Source organism: Candidatus Palauibacter polyketidifaciens (assembly GCF_947581785.1).
GTDB classification, from domain to species: Bacteria; Gemmatimonadota; Gemmatimonadetes; order Palauibacterales; family Palauibacteraceae; genus Palauibacter; species Palauibacter polyketidifaciens.
In genome coordinates this window covers 70990-87671 of record NZ_CANPVO010000040.1, presented here as the reverse complement: position 1 = coordinate 87671, position 16682 = coordinate 70990, and the positions used below count along the sequence as shown (strand labels likewise).

Here is a 16682-nt window from a genome sequence, read left to right as displayed (position 1 = left end):
CTATCTGCGGGCCTTGCCGGTGACGAGCGGGAGATCGTCCCGCCGGCCCCAATCGTTCCACGAGGCATCGTAGAACTTCGTGTCGTAGCCGAGATACCTGGAAATCATGTAGGTGTAGCTCGCGCGCATGCCGATGAGGCAGTAGCTGACGACGACGCCGTCCTTCGCCGCCCCCGCTTCCTCGAAGCGCGCCTCGACCTCGGCGAGGTCGATCAGCGTGGGAATGTCCTCGCCCGTGAGGTCCTGCCAGTAGAGGTTGTAGGCGCCGGGGATGTGCCCGCCGCGCAGGAAGTCCCGCCCGGGCCGCTCGCCCGTGTACTCGTCCTCGGGCCGGGCATCGATCAGCGTGACGTTCGGGTCGTCGAGCCGCTGGTGGATCCATTCCGCAGTCACGAGCATGTCTTCCCGGACCTCCGCCTCGAAGTCGCCGCGGGTGGGCTCCGTCGGCTCTGCGGCAACTTCGCCCCCTGCCGCCTTCCACGCCGCCAACCCTCCATCGAGCACCGAGGTGCGGTCGCCGTGACCCAGATAATCCAGCGTCATGAAGACGCGGGCCGCGTGAAGACCGGGGTCCCCCACCACGACCACGTGGCTGTCATTGGAGACGCCCGCGGCGCGGAAGACCTCGACGAGATCCTCGACCGGCGCGAGTTCGGTGATGAGATCGTTTCGCTCGACGGCGATGTCGTGGTACTCGAGAAAGCGCGCTCCCCGCACGTATTCCTCGAGAGGCGCCATGCGGCCCATCCCGACGTGCAGCACGACGACATCCGGATCGTCCCGGTGTTCGACGAGCCAGTCGCCACTCACGAGGATGCCCGGATTGGCCTGCGCGGCGCCGGCCTGAGCCGAAACCGCCAGCGCTGCCAGCCAAATCGTGAGGCCTGCCGCCGGTCGCATGGGGACGCGTCGCATGGGGATATCTCCGGAACTCTGCATTGGTGGTCTCTTCCGTCGCATTCGACTCGCTTTCCGCTCCGGATGAGCATATTCCCGCGGGCGGGAGGGCAGCAAACGCATGCCGAGCGGGGGACGTAGACTCGGTGAGGGACTTACAGCGTTAGCCGATACCCGAGCGCGACAGGCAGCGTCACCAATACGCGGTGCGTGCCTGGCAGGGGCCCGTTCGTTTTCCGGTTGGGTAGTAGAGTGGCCCGAAAACCGACGTCCAGCAGGAAGGTCCCGTTGGGACTCGCAGGAAAACCCACTCGCATGCCCCCGCCTGCCGTGACTCCGACGCCCGGGAGGTCGATCACCCGGTTGGGCGTTCGGTCCACGAATGGCACGACAGGGATTTCGACGTAATCGTTCGGGTCGAAGGCGTAGGCGAAGCCGGCGTTTCCGGCGAGTTCGAACCAGGGGATACGGGGATCCGAACCGTCGCGGAACATCCGACTGAGTCTCCCGGTCAGACTGAACAGGTAGATGTCGCCGGATCCATAGGTGCGCTGCGCGTCCGCGTCGAACCCGTAACGGCGAGTGTCCGATCCGCACGTGTGCCCCAGCCGACCGAGCCAGCCCAGCTTGAGGTTCGTGCGGTGCCCCTCCACGCGCAGGTCCCTCGTCGCGGGGATCGTCAACCCGGCACTCGCGGACCACGCACACTCCTGACCCGCAGCGGTACCTGGCACGACCAGCCGGATGAGCCCGATCAAGAGAACGATAACCGGCGCCGATCGTGACATTCGTTGCATTCCATGATCCGTTTTCGGGTTGACAGGAATTCCTGGAGTGGGTCGGATGGTTGGCAGCTACCCCTCGTCCGGATCGGAGTTCATGCCGCTCCCGTTTCGCCCCCGCCATACGGAGTTCCGGAACCGCGAAGGGAACTCGGAGTTCTCGTTTGTCCTCCCGCGCCGGAATCGGGCCCAGGGGACGAGCGCTTTCGTGCGGGCGAAGGATGAGGCGTCGAAGATCGAGTACTGCCTGCGCTCGATCCTCCCGGTGTTCGACGAGATCCACGTGATCGACAACGGGAGCCGGGACGACACGGCCGAGATCGTGCGGCACCTGCAGCGATCCGGCGACGCGGGAGAGAAGATCTGCCTTCATTCGTATCCCTTCCGGGTGGGGCGGTTCGGTCCCGAGCACGACGGGACGCCCGCCGATTCGCTGCACTCCCTCGTCTACTTCACGAACTGGGCGCTGTCCCGCTGCACGCGGCGCTACGCCTGCAAGTGGGACGCGGACATGGTGCTCACCCGCGAGCGGCGGGGCGCCTTCGCCGGCATGCTGTCCCGGCTCGGACGCGGTTGGCCGGCCGCCTGGTCGTTCGTCGGGCAGACCGTGTATCGGACGCCGGATGGCTCCTTCCTGGCGCCACGCGGAGAGGTGAACCGCGAGGTGCGGCTCGCCCCCTGCGACTATCGCGTGCGGTTCCACAAGCGCGAGCACTGGGAACAACTGATTCGCCCCCGCTGGCTTCGGACGCATCACTTCGCGCCTGTCTGCTTCTACGAACTGAAGTTTCTGGACGAGGAGGAGTTCGATCACTGGTCGACGATGGACTTTCCTTCGGCCCGCAAACGGCGCGAATGGGCCACGTTCCAGCGGCTGCGCGGTGGGGGAGCGGGCGGCGCCGACATGCGCGCGGTTCGTCGCCTGCCCGCGACGTTCCTCGATGAACAGGTCGGTCTGGCGCGGCCGCCCGGATCGGGCGGGGGACGGCCAGACAGATCCCCGCGCGGCGAGCGTCCGGCCGACGAGCGTCCGGCGCGCAAGCGCGCATTGAAGCGCTGGATGCCCGGCTTCCTGGGGATCGGCGCCACGCGTGCGGGCACGAGTTGGGTGGCGGCGCAGCTCTCGCGCCACCCGCAGATTCGGATGGACCGTAAGGAAATCCATTTCTTCGACCGCAAGCTCGGAGCGCTGGCCCCGAGCGGCTCAGCGCGAGATCGGTTCAACCAGATCCGCTATCTCGCCCGCTTCGTCCGCGCCCGGCGGGGCGGCGGGAGGGGTACCCGGCGGGGCGGCCGGATCCGGGGCGAGATCACGCCCGCCTACGCGATCCTCGAGCCGGCCGTCATCCGCCGCGTCGCCGAGTGGATGCCCGACTCCAGACTCATCTTCATGATGCGCGACCCGATCGACCGCGCCTGGTCGCAAGCGAGAAACGGGTTTCCGCGGTGGCGGGGCAAGCCGTTGGAGTCCGTGAGCCGCGACGAACTCGTCTCGTTCTTCAACAGCGACCCGGTCCGGCGGCGCAGCGACTATGCGACCTGCCTGCGGGCGTGGTTCGAGCACTTTCCGCGTGAGCAGTTTTTCTTCGGCTTCCTGGACGAGATCCGGGAGCGTCCCGAAGACGTGATGCGCGATCTCCTGGGATTCCTCGAGGCGAAGGTCGTGGTAGCGGACGCCGAGTCGCTGGAGAAGCCGGTGAACGCGTCGGCTCCCGTCCCCATGCCCGGTTGGGTGCGCGAACATCTCGAACGGGAGTACGCCTTCGACGCGGACGAAGTCTCGGAACTCGTCGGGCGGCAGGTGCCGTGGTCCCGGTGAACCGGCCGCCGAGACTCGACCCGCCCCGGGTCCGGCGCCGCCCGGTTCCGGCCTTCAAGCGCTGGTTCGGCCGCGGCAAGCGTCGAGTCGGCTATTACCGGCTGCGCGACGGGGTCCGGAACCGGCTGCGAGAGCCTCGATTCCTGCAGGCCCTGAGGCCGACGGATGTCTTTCTGATCGGCCATCCGAAGTCGGGGAACACCTGGCTCGCCTACATGCTGTCCGTGTTGCTGTCAGACGATCGCCACGGGGACGTGAGCCTGTACAACGTCGGCGACCACGTGCCGTTCGTACACGGCCGCGACCACGCGATCTCCGCCTGGGATCACCTCCCGGATCCGAGGGTGTTCCGCAACGAGTACCCCCGCTATCCCCACCGCTATCCCGGAACCCTCTATCTTCTGCGCGACCCGCGTGCGGTCCTGGTCTCCTTCTGGCACATGTTCGCGACGATGTTCGACGACCGTGAGATGACGCTCTCGAGATTCGTGGACGGATACCTGTCCGGCGGCCCTCCGTTCGACGGCTGGCACCAGCACCTGAGGCGCTGGGACCGGCAGGTCGCGACCGCGCTCCAACGCGAGGAGGACGGCGAGAGGGTCTGCGTCGTGCGCTACGAGGACCTGATCTCCGACCGTGAGGCTGCGTTACGCGGCGTGGCGCATTTCATCGGAGCGTTTCCTGCGGGAGACGTTCCGGCGGAGACATCCGAGCGGCTTTCCCGGGCGGTGGCGCGCGGGTCGTTCGAGGCCATGCGCGACCTGGAGGGGCGCCACGGCGCGGAGGCCTACACTGGGCGCGCCCGCGGCGAGGGGCGGTTCATTCGGCGGGGACAGGCGGAGGGATGGAGGGATGAGATGGATCCCGGGGATGCGGCCCGCATCGAAGCCGCATTCGGCCCCGTCATGGAGCGCGCGGGATACCTGGCGTGAAGGCGCACGGCGGCCCCGGCATCGCGGTCATCGTCTCGACCTACGAGCGGCCCGACGCCCTCGACGCGGTGCTGCGGATTCTCGCCGAACAGACGTGCCGCCGGTTCGAGATCGTCGTGGCCGACGACGGTTCCGGCCCGGACACGCGCGAAGTCGTCGCGCGGCACGCGGAGGAATCCGACCTCGATCTGCGGCACGTCCGGCAGGAGGACCGCGGGTATCGGCTGGCCGCGATCCGGAACCGGGCCGCCGCCGCGACCGAGCGGCCGTACCTCATCTTTCTCGACGGCGACTGTCTCGTGCGGCCGGACTATGTGGAGAGACACGCGCGGCTCGCCGAGCCGGGGCATTTCGTCCACGGCAGCCGGGTGCGGCTCGACCCCGGACTCTCTCGGTTCGCGGTCGCGCGCGAGTCGGCGGCCATCGAGCGCTGGAGCGCCCCCCGCTGGCTTGGCGAGTGGCTCCGGGGACGCGTGGATCGCTTCACGCCGCTGCTGCGCTTGCCGCTGGGGCCTCTGCGACGCGCGTCACCTCGGCGGTGGCAGGGGGTCAAGGGCTGCAACCTCGCCCTCTGGCGCTCGGACTTCCTGGCGGTGAACGGATTCGACGAGGGCTTCGAGGGGTGGGGGTTCGAGGACAACGATCTCGTCGTCCGCCTCATCCGGAACGGAGCGCGACGCAAGGAGGGCCGCTACGCCGTCCCGGTTCTGCACCTCTGGCACGAGTCGCGCCCCCCCGACCCCACCAGCCGGGAGCGCTTCGAGCGCCGCCTCCGCTCCGACACGGTCCGCGCCGAACGGGGAATCGACGGCTAGAAGTCCGTGGCAAGACTCCGCGGTCTCGGGCCCTTCCGGATCCCGTGCTCCGTCCAGTCGCGGCCGCGCGCGAACCCCGGGAAGATGCGGAGCGGCCGGGGCACGCCACGGGTTTCGGCGCGCAGCCGTTCGTTCGTCGCTTGCGCATCGGGATCGAGCCAGGGCCGGTCGTGCTCCACGTGAGCGCACACCGCCCGATGCCGGGCCTGGAGGGGGCGAACCCCGGCGTTGCGGAGTCGCTCGCCGAGTTCGCGGTCCTCGACCGGATACGTCATGCGCTCGTCGAAGCCGTTCACGCGCAGAAGGTCGGTCTTCCAGGCCGATGCGTTGTGCCCGTTCCACGTCGCCCGCGTAGTTGTGAGGCGATCGAACCAGACGGCGCGGCGCGGTGAGCGAGTGAGTTTGCTTCGGTCCCGCCCCCGGATGAGCGCCCTCCGCTCACGGAGCCAGGTCTCGTCGAACAGCTTGCCGTCCATCACATCGTCTCTTGCGATCCCTCGCCCGATCTCGCTGGCGAGACGAACTCTCCCTCCCGAAACGAAGCACCCCCGCCTGGCGAGCCGGGCGTGGGCTTCCACGAAGCCGTCGCGCGGAATGCAGTCGCCGTCGCTGAGAATGAGATAGTCTCCGCGAGCCTCGACGATCGCGCGGTTCAGGATGCGGCACTTCCTGAACCCGTCGTCCTCCTGCCAGACGTGGGAGATCGCGAGACCGGTGGACGCCCGCAGGCGCTCGATCCGATCGCGCGTCTCCGCCCCGGAGCCGTCGTCCGCCACGACCACCTCGAACTCAGGGCACGTCTGTACCGAGTACCCCCACAGCGTGCGTTCGAGTTCGTCCGGCGCGTTGTACGTACTCAGGACGACGGAGACTGAAGCCAGGGTGGAGAACTAGTTTCGCGTCTTGCGCGGCTTCCGGGAGCGCATGGAGCCCTCGAACAATCCTTCGAGGCGTGCGACGCGTTCGGTGAGCGTCGTCTCCAGCCGCGTCATCCGCTCGGTGAGTTTGGTCTCCAGAGTCGCCATCCGCTCGGTGAGCCGGGTCTCCTGCGCCGACATCCGTTCGGTGATTTCCGAGAGCCGGAGTTCCATCTGCTGCATGTCGCGCCGCATCCCGCGCATGCCCGGAACCAGCACGCTGGCCAGCGCAATGGCGGCTGCAATGATCGCGATCATCTCGCCGCTCATGCGGCGCTCCTTCTTCGCAACGATACCTCCCGGGTCGACACGTACAACGTACGCCGCAGAGATGCGGCGAGCGAGCAAGCTGTATTCTCCCAGCCTGCGTCAACTCGCTGTCAACACGAGGGATCCAGCCCCTTACGGTCGTTCGGGCTCCGCCGCCGAGAGGGCGATCGCGTTGAACAGGAACTTGAAGGTGCCGTGCGGTTGCGCGCGCCGCGTGACGAGCGGGCCGAACAGGTACAGATGCCCGTTCCCCACCTTCGCTTCCGCCATCGTCACGCCGCCCTGCAGGTACCCCTGGCCCCACGCCCAGCCGCTGATGAGAGGGGCGTCGGCGTCGAACCAGGCGAGCGGCGTCACTCCGGTCGCCCCGTCGTTCCTCGCCGCCAGCGCCGAGGCGCCGAACACGGGGCTGTTGTTGAACGATACCGCGAGCTCCGACGGAACCCCCGTGGCGACGAGCCGCGAGTTGTCCACCGTGACCTTCAGAATCGACCCGGGCACGTAGTAGTCCTCCCGGCCCAGCGGTTCTCCGTCCTTCACGAGATGGTCCTCAAGCGGAAGCCCGAGCTCGTTCCCGAGTGCCGTCGAGCCGCCGATGGTGACGATCGAGCCGCCGTCCTCGAGGAACTCGATTAGCGCCGGCGTCGTCGCATCCGAGGTGACCCGGCCGAGCCGGTCCCGGTACTCCTCGGGAATCGTCTCCGGCTCCGGCCCGCCGAAGCTCCCGAACTGGAACCGCGTACCGATGGCGCCCTGCGGGAAGATGATGACGTCGTAGTCCTCGCTCAGACCTCCCGCGTCGAGCCGCTGCGGGAAGACGAGTTCGAAGTCCGCGTACTCGAACTGCTCGAGGATCCAGCGGATCCAGCCGGACGGCATGGAACCGCCGTAAGTGTCCCAGAGGGCGATGCGCGGCGCCCGCAGCCGCAGAGCGTCGGCGTCCGGATCGTCGTCCAGACCCTGGAAGTCGATGCCCAGCTCGGCGGCCAGTGACGCGACCGCGTCGTCCGTCCCGCGCCGGCTCTTCGCGTAGAAGGTGCCTGCCGGGTGCATCCGGCCGCCCTCGCGCAGCGGCGAAGTGAGCCAATAAACCTCGTGCCCCGAGGCGTGCAGCCGGTTGATCGCCGTGAACGAGTTGTTCGCCTCATGGCTGAACAGGAAGCCGTCCGCCCCGCCCGCGTCCGCGACCACACCCGCCATGGGGCTCGCGTTCCACTCCGTGATCTCCTCGAACGGTCCGTCGAAGCCCTCCAGGATGCGGTCGAACTCGACCCCCATCTGGATCGCCAGCGTCCAGCCCGCGTTGTCGTACGGCGGGGTCGGCGACGCCCCCGGGTAGAGGAAGTCGTCCGGGTGGTCCTGCGGCTCGAACATGTCGAGGACGTGCGGCCGGAAGGCCTGCGCGGCCCGCACCACGTAGGAGCCGGAGGGATACTGCGTGCCGCCCACGCTGAAGTCGGATGTCGCCCGCTCCACGATCACGCCGTTCTCGAGCAGCGTGTTGACGAACTTCGTCGCGGTCGGGAAGTCGGCCTGGTCTGACGGGAGGATATACCCGCGGGGATCGCGCAGGTCGGGTTCGAACAGCTTGTCGTAGTCCGCGCGCGTGCCGCGGCTGCCGCCGAAACCGCCCACGTTGCGGGCGAAGTCCGCCTCCGCCGCCCCGGCCCGCATCTCGTCGCGCAGCCAGTCCACCCGCCTGGGGTGGATCGTCCAGCTGTCCCTGCTGCCGCGCTCGATCGAGTTCATCCCCATGCGCCATATGCGGTACAGGAAGGTCTCGCGGTAGCGCGAGGCGACGTCGAGCACCGCCTTGTTCGCGGTCACCGAGTAGTCGACCGACTGTCGGAAGTGCCACGGCTGCGGCTCGATCGGGGCGGGCAGGTTGTCGTTGGGCAGGACCCGCTCGAGGATGAGCGGGATCTCCATCGGCGTCGGGTTCCCGATCGTTTCCGTGAGGAGCCCGATCATGTTCTTGAAGTAGGGCGTCGTCCGCAGACCGCCGTTCCACCACGTGGAGTAGTTCGCGCCGCGCCGCCGCGTCGCCCCCGGCTTCCCCTCTTCCGTGAAGCGCGAGTGCATCGCGGACCCCACGAGATCGATCCCGGTGATGACCATCGGGTCGATGTTGTAGTTGAAGGGATCGCGGAACGGGGGTGCGAAGAGCACGGTCCCGGTGGGTCCCGTCTGGTGGTGGTTGTAGACGATCTGCGGATACCACGTCCGGTACATCTGCCGGTTCATGTTCTCGGATTCCGGCTGGAAGGACGTGTAGAAGTCCCGGTTGTTGTCGTGCCCCACGTACTTCTGGTAGAGGACGGGGATCCCGCGCGTGGAGCGCTCCGTCTTCTCCTCGACCCGCGTGTACCAGTTCGAGACGAGATCCATCCCGTCGGGGTTAGCGTGGACGAAGAGGATGATGACGTCGTCGAGGATTCGCATCGTCTCGTCGTCGGTCCCGCTCACGAACTGCCACACCGTCTCCATCAACTGCTGCGCGCCGAGTACCTCCGTCGCGTGAAGGCCGCCGTCGATCCACACGATGGCCTTGCCGCGCCTGGCGAGTTCTCGCGCCTCCTCCTCCGTCACACCCCGGGCAAGCGCGAGGCGGGCGGAAATCTCCCGGTACTCGTCGAGGCGCGCATGGTTTTCAGGCGAGGTAACGATCGCCATCAGCTGGTCGCGGCCCTCGGCCGTCGTCCCGATCGACTGCAGCGCCATGCGCGGGGACTCGGCGGCCAGCGTCTCCCAGTAGCGGGAGAGGTCGCCGTAGTCCGGCAGTTCGTAGTCGGCGCCGATCTCGTGGCCGAAGAAGGCCTGCGGGGTCGTCAGCTCCTGGGCGAGGCCGGGCCGGGCGGCCACGACTCCGAGGACGATCGCGACGGACGGCAGGGCTCCGCGGACCGCGGTCCGGTGGGGGGCGAAGAACGACATGTGCGGACTCTCCTTGCGCGAATCGTGTGCAGAGGTTCGGCGCCCATTATGGAAGCGCCGCCGCCCGCCGGCGACCCCGGAGACCCGGGTTCGCGGCGGGCGGTTTCGGCTTGAGCCGGGTCGACGCCTGGCGTCGGCGGTCGGACGACCGCGTTCAGCGCATCGGCGGCATCGGGACCTGCACCGGATCGCCGAGGTCCGGACGGACCCCCGCGGCCTGCAGCGCCGCGTAGAGCGCCGGCATGCGGTCCTCGATCACGGCGTTGAGGCGGTCGATCGCGCCGGGAAGCGCACCCCACCCGCGCTCGAGCTGGTAGAGCATGTCCGCCGTCGGCGCCGTGTGGTAACCGGACAGGCCACCGGACACGCCCGCACCGCCCCGGGCCGTGTCGAGCACGTCGCCGATCTCGTCCAGCTCCTCGCCCACGGCTTCGACCTCTCCGGTGAGGGACTCGGACACGTCGTGGCCCTCGATCTGCCCCTCGATGGCGGAAAGGTGCTCGCGCATCCGGGCCAGCGCCTGCAGCCCTTCGTTCACCGGCTTCGCCAGCGCGTAGGCGCTCATGAGCGCTTCCTGCCTCGCCATGAGGTCGCCCTGGCTGATGTTCACGCGCGGATCGAGCCGCACCGTGACCGACGTCTGAAGCGTGTGCCCCGCCGCCTCCAGCTGCGCCGTGTACGTCCCCGGGAGGACCTTCGGCGCCACGCTGCCGGAGCGGAAGAAGTTGCCACCGCCCGGCGCGGCCGGTGGCGGCTCGTAGCGGAGATCCCAGATGACCTCGTTCAGGCCGCGGTCGCCGCCGCCCTCGAGTTCGCGGATGACGGAGCCATCGGAGTCGAGGATCGTGATCGTCGCCTTGCCCGCCATCTCGGACATCGGCGCCGGGTCATCGCCGTTCGCGGACGGACCGGAGGTCACGATCCGCTCGCCGGTTTCGCCGCCTTCCTCGCCGGCCATCGGGGCCTCCGGCAGGTCGCTCCCCAGCCAGTAGCGGATTCGGGAGCCCTGCGGCGGGTTCTCCGCCTCCCACACGCCCGGCGTCCAGCCCTGCGGCGTGTACGGGTTGTACGCGACCGCCGACTGGGTCGAGAAGAGGTGCGCCTCGGAGGCGAGGATTTCCTGGCTCAACTCCTCGAGCGGGGTGATGTCCTCCATGATCCAGATCCCGCGCCCGTGCGTGCCGATCACGAGATCGTTCTCGCGCTCCTGGATCTTGATGTCGTCCACCGGCGCCGGCGGCATGTTCCGCAGCAGCGGCTGCCACGAGTTCCCGGCGTCGATCGTGAAGTAGGTGCCGATCTCGTTGCCGGCGAAGAGGAGGTTCGCCGCGCGCGGGTGCTGCGCCAGCGCGTTCAGCGACCAGCCGTCCGGGATCCCGTCCCTGACCGCCCGCCACGACTCGCCGAAGTCGTTCGAGACGTACAGGTAGGGGGCCATGTCGTCGTTGCGGTGGTTGTCCCCCGCGACCCACACCGTGCCCGCGTCGGCGTGCGAGGCGACGATGCGCGTCATGTACAACTGGTCGGGCACGCCCGGCATGTTCGGCGCCGCGTTTGTCCACGTCGCGCCGCCGTCCCGCGTGACCTGCAGGTTCCCGTCGTCGGTGCCCGCGTACACGACCATCGGATCGAGCGGCGACTCCTCAATCGAGATCATGTTGCCGAAGCTCGATGTCCCGTCATTGGCCGACATCATCGGCTCGGAGCCGAGGACGCCCATGATCTCCAGCGTCGTCCGGTCGATGGCCTTCGTCAGGTCGGGGGAGATCTGCTCCCACGTCTGGCCGTAGTCGGGCGTCTTGAACACGACGTTGGACCCGTAGTAGACCGTGTTCGGATCGCTCGGCGACACCTCGACCGGCGTGTCCCAGTTCCAGCGGAAGTCGGGCAGATCCTCGTCATCTCCCTCCGGGCGCCCCAGCGGACGCATCCGCAGCCGCTCGCCCGTCTTGAGGTTCACCCGCATCGGGTTCCCGTTCTGGGACTCCGCGATCATCTCCTCGCCGTTGGGATGGAGGACGGTGAAGTAGCCGTCGCCGCTCCCCACGTTGTACCAGTCGCGCGGTCGGATCCCCTGGTTGGACCAGGTGTCCGAGGGGCCGCACCACGAGCCGTTGTCCTGCAGGCCGCCGCACACGTGGTACGGTTCGCGATTGTCGACACCGATCTCGTAGAACTGCGCGAGCGGCAGGTTCGTCAGCTGGCGCCAGTTGTCGGAGCGGTCCCAGCTGATCGAGACGCCGCCGTCGCCGCCCAGAATCAGGTGGTCGGAGTTCGCCGGGTTGATCCAGAGCGCGTGGTGGTCGGAGTGGACCTCGGAGGCCGCGTCCGGCGTGAAGTTGTACCCCCCGTCCGAGGTGCGGTACAGACTCGAACCGCCCAGGTAGAGCCGCTCGGGATCGTTCGGGTCGATGCGGATCTGGCTGTAGTACATGGGACGGTTGTTCGTGGTGCTCGTCTGCTCCCACGTCTCGCCGCGGTCGGTCGACTTCCAGGTGCCCGTCTTGCGGTCGGCGTCTTCCTGGGCACCGAAGCCCTGTCCCGGGGCGCGCGCGTCGGCTTCGACGATCGCCCAGACGAGGTTCCCGTCCCGGCGGTAGATGTCGAGCCCGATGCGGCCCACGTCACCCTCCGGCAGGCCGCCGGCGAGCTTCGTCCAGTTGTCGCCGCCGTCCATGGTCCGGTAGATGCCGCCACCCGGCCCACCGCCGTTGAAACCCCACAGCGTCCGCTGCCGCTGGTACATGGCCGCGAACAGCGTCATCGGATCGCCCGGATCCATGGCGAGGTCGATCGCGCCCGTGTGCTCGTCGACGTAGAGGACAAGTTCCCACGTCTCGCCCCCGTCCATCGTCCGGTACACGCCGCGCTCCGGGTTCGCGCCCCACAGGCGACCCATGGCCGCCACGTAGGCCACGTCCGGATTCCGGGGATGGACCTGGATGCGGGAGATGTGGTGCGTCGCCTCAAGCCCGAGGTGCGTCCAGGTCCGGCCGGCGTCCGTCGACCGGAACACGCCCATCCCCCACGGAGAGGACTGGCGGTTCTGCGGTTCGCCCGAGCCGACCCACACGACGTTGGGGTTCGACGGGGCGAGGGTGATGTCCCCGACGGAGAGCATCGTCTGGTCGTCGAAGAGCGATTCGAACGTGCTTCCACCGTTGATCGTCTTCCACACGCCACCCGTCGCCACGCCAACGTAGAAGGTGGACGGATCGGCCTCGTCGACCGCGATGTCGGCGACGCGGCCGCCCATGATCGTGGGGCCGATTTCGCGCCATTCGAGCGCCTGGACGGCCGCCTGCAGATCGGCGTCCTGGGCCAGCGCGGGAAGGGGGACTGCGGTGAGGGCGAGCACCGCGAGGAGAGAAAGAGACACCGGGAGCCCTGAGCGCGTACGCATCTCGCTTACCTCGTTTCGGGAGGAGTTCCGCGGGGAGGGAGCGGTCCGGGCAAGGAAACCGGCACCGGCCACCCCACCCGACCCAACAACAGCCCAAATACAATAGATGAACCCACCGGAATCTGAAACGGGGGGCCACGAATCCGGCTTCCCGACCGCGCCTCTGCCTTTCATCCGCCCTGTCTCCGCCTCCCGCCCCGTGTCTCCGCTTGACGGTTACGACATCGCGTCGTAAACTTACGACATGTCGTCGTGAAAATGGCGTTGACGAATCCGGAGCGAGAGCCGGGGAGCGAGAGGCGGATAGACACGCATGACGGACATGATTCTCCAGATCGGGGCCAGCAAGCTGGCGATCTCGATGGGTCTTGCCGGACTGGCGTGGGTCGCGGCGCGGCGCTGCGGGAAGCCGTCGCTGGCCCACGGGCTGTGGCTGCTGCCGCTAGCCGTCCTGCTCGTGCCGCCGTTCGTCTCGATTCCGGTCTGGTCGGGGGGCGTCGATCCGGTGGGCCCCGTGGCCGCGATCGGTTCGCTCAGGGCGCAGCCCACGCCATCGGCCGCGGCCACCCTGCTCGGCTGGGTGAGGGAGGGCGGCGAGGAGGCGCTCGTCTGGCTGTGGCTGGCGGGCACCGCCGCCGTACTCGGCTGGACGCTCGTGCGCACGCTCCGCTTCCATCGCTCGCTCCTGAGCGCTTCGGAACCCGCGCCGCTCGAGGTGCGACGGCTCGCGCGAGAGATCGCCCGCAGGCTCGGTCTCACCGCGACCCCCGCCGTCTACGCGACGCGCGCGCAGTTGTCGCCCATGGTGTGGTGGGCCGGCGGGCAGGTGCGGGTCCTCATCCCCTCGAAACTGCTGGCCGAGATGGAGGAGTCCGAACTGCGCTGCGTCCTGGCGCACGAACTTGCCCATGTCCGGCGCCGCGACCACGTCGTGCGCTGGCTCGAGTGGCTCGCGTGCGCGGCCTTCTGGTGGAACCCCGTCGCCTGGTGGGCCCGGCGGCGGCTGCGGGCGTCCGAGGAGTTGTGCTGCGACGCGCTCGCCGTCGCCGCGACCGAGGCCGAACCCCGCACTTACGCCGGGGCGCTGCTCCGGGTGATCGACTTCATTTCGAAGACCCCGGCGCCGGGCCCCCTGACCTTCGCGAGTACGATCGATCGCTGCGGCCGACCGTCGCGGCTGGAAAGGAGATTTTGCGTGATCATGACGAACCGGATCTCGACCCCCACCGCGCGCTGGCTTCGCGTCCCCCTCCGTTGCGGCGCCGTCTGCCTGCTGGCCGGCGGCCTCGTCTACTGCACCGACCAGTCGAACCTCACCTCCGTCGACCCGGCCCTCGTCCCGGTCGAAAAGGAGGCGGTCCTGCACCTCGACGGCGGGCAAGACGATCCGGCCGCCGACGCACCCCTGCGCCTGCGGCCGCACGTGATGCGCAAGCTGATCGAGGCAATCGCTACGGAGCACGCCCTCCCGGCAAACCTCGCCGAGGCGCTTGGGGACGCCGGGGAAGCTGCTCTCTCCAATCGCACCCCAGCCGACCTGTTCCTGGCCGTGACGCCGGACGACGGGGCGGGAAACTCCAAGGTCGTCGAGTTGGATCTTGCGGGCCTTCGATCCGCGACGCTTGAGGCCGGACTCTCGCCGCGGCAGGCCGCTGCGGTGAGGGACGACCTGGCGCGCCACCTGCGCGTACGCTCCGCGCGGAACGGGTTCTTTGGTGGGATGCACATCAAATGCACCGGTGTGGAAGGCTCGAGCGTGAGTTCTTCGGAGGGCAGAGTCGTCGCCGGCAGGATGTGGTGTGAAGAGGCGGAGACCAGCCAGGGGAAGCTCCGTATTCGCACCAGCCAGGGGGACATCCTCGTTCGCACCAGGAGATAGTGCGGGGGGTCGCGCGCTCGAGGCTCCGGTGCCAAGAACCATCGAGAAAGGGGTTCGCATGACGACGCCGCGCTTGGCCAACGCCGAACTCGCGGTCATGGAACGACTATGGAAGGAGGGGCGCCTCACGGCCCGCCGGCTCCGCGACCTGCTCTACCCGGACACGACGAGGTCGGCGCACGGCACGATCCAGCGCCTGCTGCAGCGGCTCGAGGACAAGGGGTTCGTCCACCGCGACGCCAGCCTCGGCACGCAGATCTTCTCCGCCCGCATCAGCCGCGAGGCCTACGCGTCCGCGCGGCTGGAGGCGCTGGCCGACCGCATCACCGGCGGCTCTCTGGTCCCGATGATCACGCAGTTGATGGAGGAGCGGAAACTCGAGCCCGAGGAAATCGAGCGCCTGCGGAAGATCCTGGACGAAGGATGACGGATCTCGTCCTCCAGATCGGAGCCACCAAGCTGGCCCTCTCCGTCGCCCTGGCGGCACTGGCCTGGGCGGTGACGCGGCGATTCGGCAGACCCGCCCTGTCGCATGCGCTCTGGCTCCTGCTGCTCGCCGCTCTCCTCGCTCCTCCGCTGGTCTCGATTCCGGTATTCGCCCCGCGAACCGAGCTGACCTTGCCGCTCGTGGCCGGTCTTCCCCCGGGATCTCCAACCCCACAGTCTCTCACCTTCTCGCTTGCCGGATGGCTCGCCGGCCACTGGAAGGCTGGGCTCCTAGTGCTCTGGTTGTTCGGCGCGGCGGCCGTGGCCGTCTGGAGCCTCTTCCACACTCTTTGTCTCCACCGCCACCTGGTGCGGGCGTCCGAGGTTGCTGCCCCGGAAGTTCAGCGGATGGCGGGGGAGATTGCGGGACATCTCGGGCTCCGCGCCGCACCACCGATCTTCACGACCCGGGCGCATGTATCCCCGATGGTGTGGTGGGGCGGGAACCGGCTGCGCGTCCTGATCCCCGCAGGGCTCGCCTCCAACCTTGGATCAGAGGAACTTCGCTGCATTCTCGCGCACGAACTCGCCCACGTCCGTCGGCGAGATCATCTGGTCCGGTGGCTCGAGTGGCTGGCCTGCGCCGTCTTCTGGTGGAACCCCGTGGCGTGGCGGGCCCGACGCGAGTTGCGAACGGCTCAGGAATACTGCTCCGATGCGCTGGCCTCATCTTCCATCTCGGCTCAGCCGCGTGTCTACGCCGGCGCCCTGCTGCGCACCGTCGAGTTCATGTCCACGGCCTCCGCGCTGCGTTGCCCCGCCTTCGTCGGCGCGGCCGCGGACGGCCAGAGCGCCGACTCTCTGGAAGGGAGAATCCGAATGATCTTCAGGGACAAGCCGACACCTCTACCCCGCTGGTTGCGCGGGACCTTCCAGTTGGCTGCGGTATGCATGCTCGCGGCGGGCCTGGTGTACTGCACGGACGACGCGGAACGGACGTCCGCCGATGCGCCGCCGACTCTTGCCGCTGGCGAAGTCCGAGGGAATCGCGCCGCGGTCGGCGAGATCCTCTCCACATGGCTGGACAGCCTGCGGAACCTGGAAGTGACGGGTCCGGAACTGGATACCCCGTGGAGTCGACACGTTTCGGCGGGGATCCATGTCCATTTGGACTCTCTGGTCGCCGAGGGACCGGCGGGTCCCAACGCGACCGCCCTGCAAGCCGGGCTCATGCAAGCCTCGATAGAGAGGCCGCAACTCCCCGCCGGATCACCGCAGCGCTTTCTGATGCTCAACCGAACGGGAGAGAACGAACCGAGCGAGACGGTCATCGTGGACCTCACCCGCCTCAGCGAGGCCTCCGGCGATAACAGTTTACCACTCTCGCCGACAGATCTTGAGGCGGTGATTCGTCGCTCCGCCTCCTTGAGAGAGGCAGGGTGGCGCTTCAGCGCCGTGTTCGGCTTCTCCGGGAACGACTAGGAGTCGGCGGGCCGCCGCGCGGAACGCTTCCTCGGGGTAGCGCCCCCGGCCGGGTCGGGGGATCTTCGGCTTGCGACAGGCTGCGGGGTCCAGTGTCCCCACGGTCTTCCAGCGCCAGCGAGCCGG

The 16682-nt window shown here is 68.5% G+C and carries 12 protein-coding genes; 6 read left to right on the top strand and 6 right to left on the bottom strand.

Going from position 1 to position 16682, the window contains the following annotated elements; translation table 11 throughout:
• Positions 1 to 915, bottom strand: coding sequence for a sulfurtransferase (locus RN729_RS11410; protein WP_310784880.1), 915 nt, complete (start codon positions 913 to 915; stop codon positions 1 to 3).
• A 137-nt stretch (positions 916 to 1052) separates the two neighbouring features.
• Positions 1053 to 1580 carry a hypothetical protein gene (locus RN729_RS11405; protein WP_310784878.1) on the bottom strand — a complete coding sequence of 176 codons (528 nt, stop codon included), beginning with the start codon at positions 1578 to 1580 and terminating at the stop codon, positions 1053 to 1055.
• 196 nt (positions 1581 to 1776) lie between these two features.
• Between RN729_RS11405 and RN729_RS11400 the strand changes: the two genes are divergently transcribed.
• The 3 genes from RN729_RS11400 to RN729_RS11390 are packed head-to-tail and all read left to right on the top strand — an operon-like array spanning position 1777 to position 5245.
• Positions 1777 to 3498 carry a sulfotransferase domain-containing protein gene (locus RN729_RS11400; RefSeq protein ID WP_310784876.1) on the top strand — a complete coding sequence of 574 codons (1722 nt, stop codon included), beginning with the start codon at positions 1777 to 1779 and terminating at the stop codon, positions 3496 to 3498.
• A complete protein-coding gene (locus tag RN729_RS11395; RefSeq protein ID WP_310784874.1) occupies positions 3486 to 4430 on the top strand; it encodes a sulfotransferase domain-containing protein in 945 nt (314 codons plus the stop codon). The genes RN729_RS11400 and RN729_RS11395 overlap by 13 nt, the downstream gene beginning before the upstream one ends.
• Positions 4427 to 5245, top strand: a complete 819-nt coding sequence (locus RN729_RS11390; protein ID WP_310784872.1) for a glycosyltransferase — start codon at positions 4427 to 4429, stop codon at positions 5243 to 5245. Before RN729_RS11395 ends, RN729_RS11390 begins: the two co-directional genes overlap by 4 nt.
• Here the strand turns inward: RN729_RS11390 and RN729_RS11385 are convergent.
• The 4 genes from RN729_RS11385 to RN729_RS11370 form a co-directional block, all read right to left on the bottom strand.
• A complete protein-coding gene (locus RN729_RS11385; protein ID WP_310784926.1) occupies positions 5242 to 6105 on the bottom strand; it encodes a glycosyltransferase in 864 nt (287 codons plus the stop codon). The genes RN729_RS11390 and RN729_RS11385 overlap by 4 nt on opposite strands.
• Positions 6106 to 6135: 30 nt before the next feature.
• Positions 6136 to 6432 (bottom strand): hypothetical protein, encoded by a 297-nt coding sequence (locus RN729_RS11380; RefSeq protein ID WP_310784871.1) that lies wholly within the window; start codon positions 6430 to 6432, stop codon positions 6136 to 6138.
• Between the two features lie 132 nt (positions 6433 to 6564).
• Positions 6565 to 9366, bottom strand: coding sequence for a M14 family metallopeptidase (locus RN729_RS11375; RefSeq protein ID WP_310784869.1), 2802 nt, complete (start codon positions 9364 to 9366; stop codon positions 6565 to 6567).
• 154 nt (positions 9367 to 9520) lie between these two features.
• The gene (locus tag RN729_RS11370; protein ID WP_310784867.1) at positions 9521 to 12769 is read right to left on the bottom strand and encodes a hypothetical protein; all 3249 of its coding nucleotides are present in this window, start codon (positions 12767 to 12769) and stop codon (positions 9521 to 9523) included.
• Positions 12770 to 13082: 313 nt separating this feature from the next.
• Here RN729_RS11370 and RN729_RS11365 point away from each other — a divergent pair, with 313 nt between their 5' ends.
• From RN729_RS11365 to RN729_RS11355, 3 genes are read left to right on the top strand one after another with little or no spacing between them, the layout of a single operon-like run.
• Positions 13083 to 14648 (top strand): M56 family metallopeptidase, encoded by a 1566-nt coding sequence (locus RN729_RS11365; RefSeq protein ID WP_310784865.1) that lies wholly within the window; start codon positions 13083 to 13085, stop codon positions 14646 to 14648.
• A gap of 58 nt (positions 14649 to 14706) precedes the next feature.
• The gene (locus RN729_RS11360; RefSeq protein WP_310784864.1) at positions 14707 to 15075 is read left to right on the top strand and encodes a BlaI/MecI/CopY family transcriptional regulator; all 369 of its coding nucleotides are present in this window, start codon (positions 14707 to 14709) and stop codon (positions 15073 to 15075) included.
• Positions 15072 to 16556 (top strand): M56 family metallopeptidase, encoded by a 1485-nt coding sequence (locus RN729_RS11355; RefSeq protein ID WP_310784862.1) that lies wholly within the window; start codon positions 15072 to 15074, stop codon positions 16554 to 16556. The genes RN729_RS11360 and RN729_RS11355 overlap by 4 nt, the downstream gene beginning before the upstream one ends.
• The last annotated feature ends 126 nt before the right edge of the window (positions 16557 to 16682 follow it).

Excerpts from the sequence above, each read along its gene's own strand:
- RN729_RS11410 (WP_310784880.1), bottom strand. The coding sequence starts at position 915 with ATGCGACGCGTCCCCATGCGACCGGCGGCAGGCCTCACGATTTGGCTG.
- RN729_RS11400 (WP_310784876.1), top strand. The coding sequence starts at position 1,777 with ATGCCGCTCCCGTTTCGCCCCCGCCATACGGAGTTCCGGAACCGCGAA.
- RN729_RS11380 (WP_310784871.1), bottom strand. The coding sequence starts at position 6,432 with ATGAGCGGCGAGATGATCGCGATCATTGCAGCCGCCATTGCGCTGGCC.
- RN729_RS11375 (WP_310784869.1), bottom strand. The coding sequence starts at position 9,366 with ATGTCGTTCTTCGCCCCCCACCGGACCGCGGTCCGCGGAGCCCTGCCG.
- RN729_RS11370 (WP_310784867.1), bottom strand. The coding sequence starts at position 12,769 with ATGCGTACGCGCTCAGGGCTCCCGGTGTCTCTTTCTCTCCTCGCGGTG.
- RN729_RS11365 (WP_310784865.1), top strand. The coding sequence starts at position 13,083 with ATGACGGACATGATTCTCCAGATCGGGGCCAGCAAGCTGGCGATCTCG.
- RN729_RS11360 (WP_310784864.1), top strand. The coding sequence starts at position 14,707 with ATGACGACGCCGCGCTTGGCCAACGCCGAACTCGCGGTCATGGAACGA.
- RN729_RS11355 (WP_310784862.1), top strand. The coding sequence starts at position 15,072 with ATGACGGATCTCGTCCTCCAGATCGGAGCCACCAAGCTGGCCCTCTCC.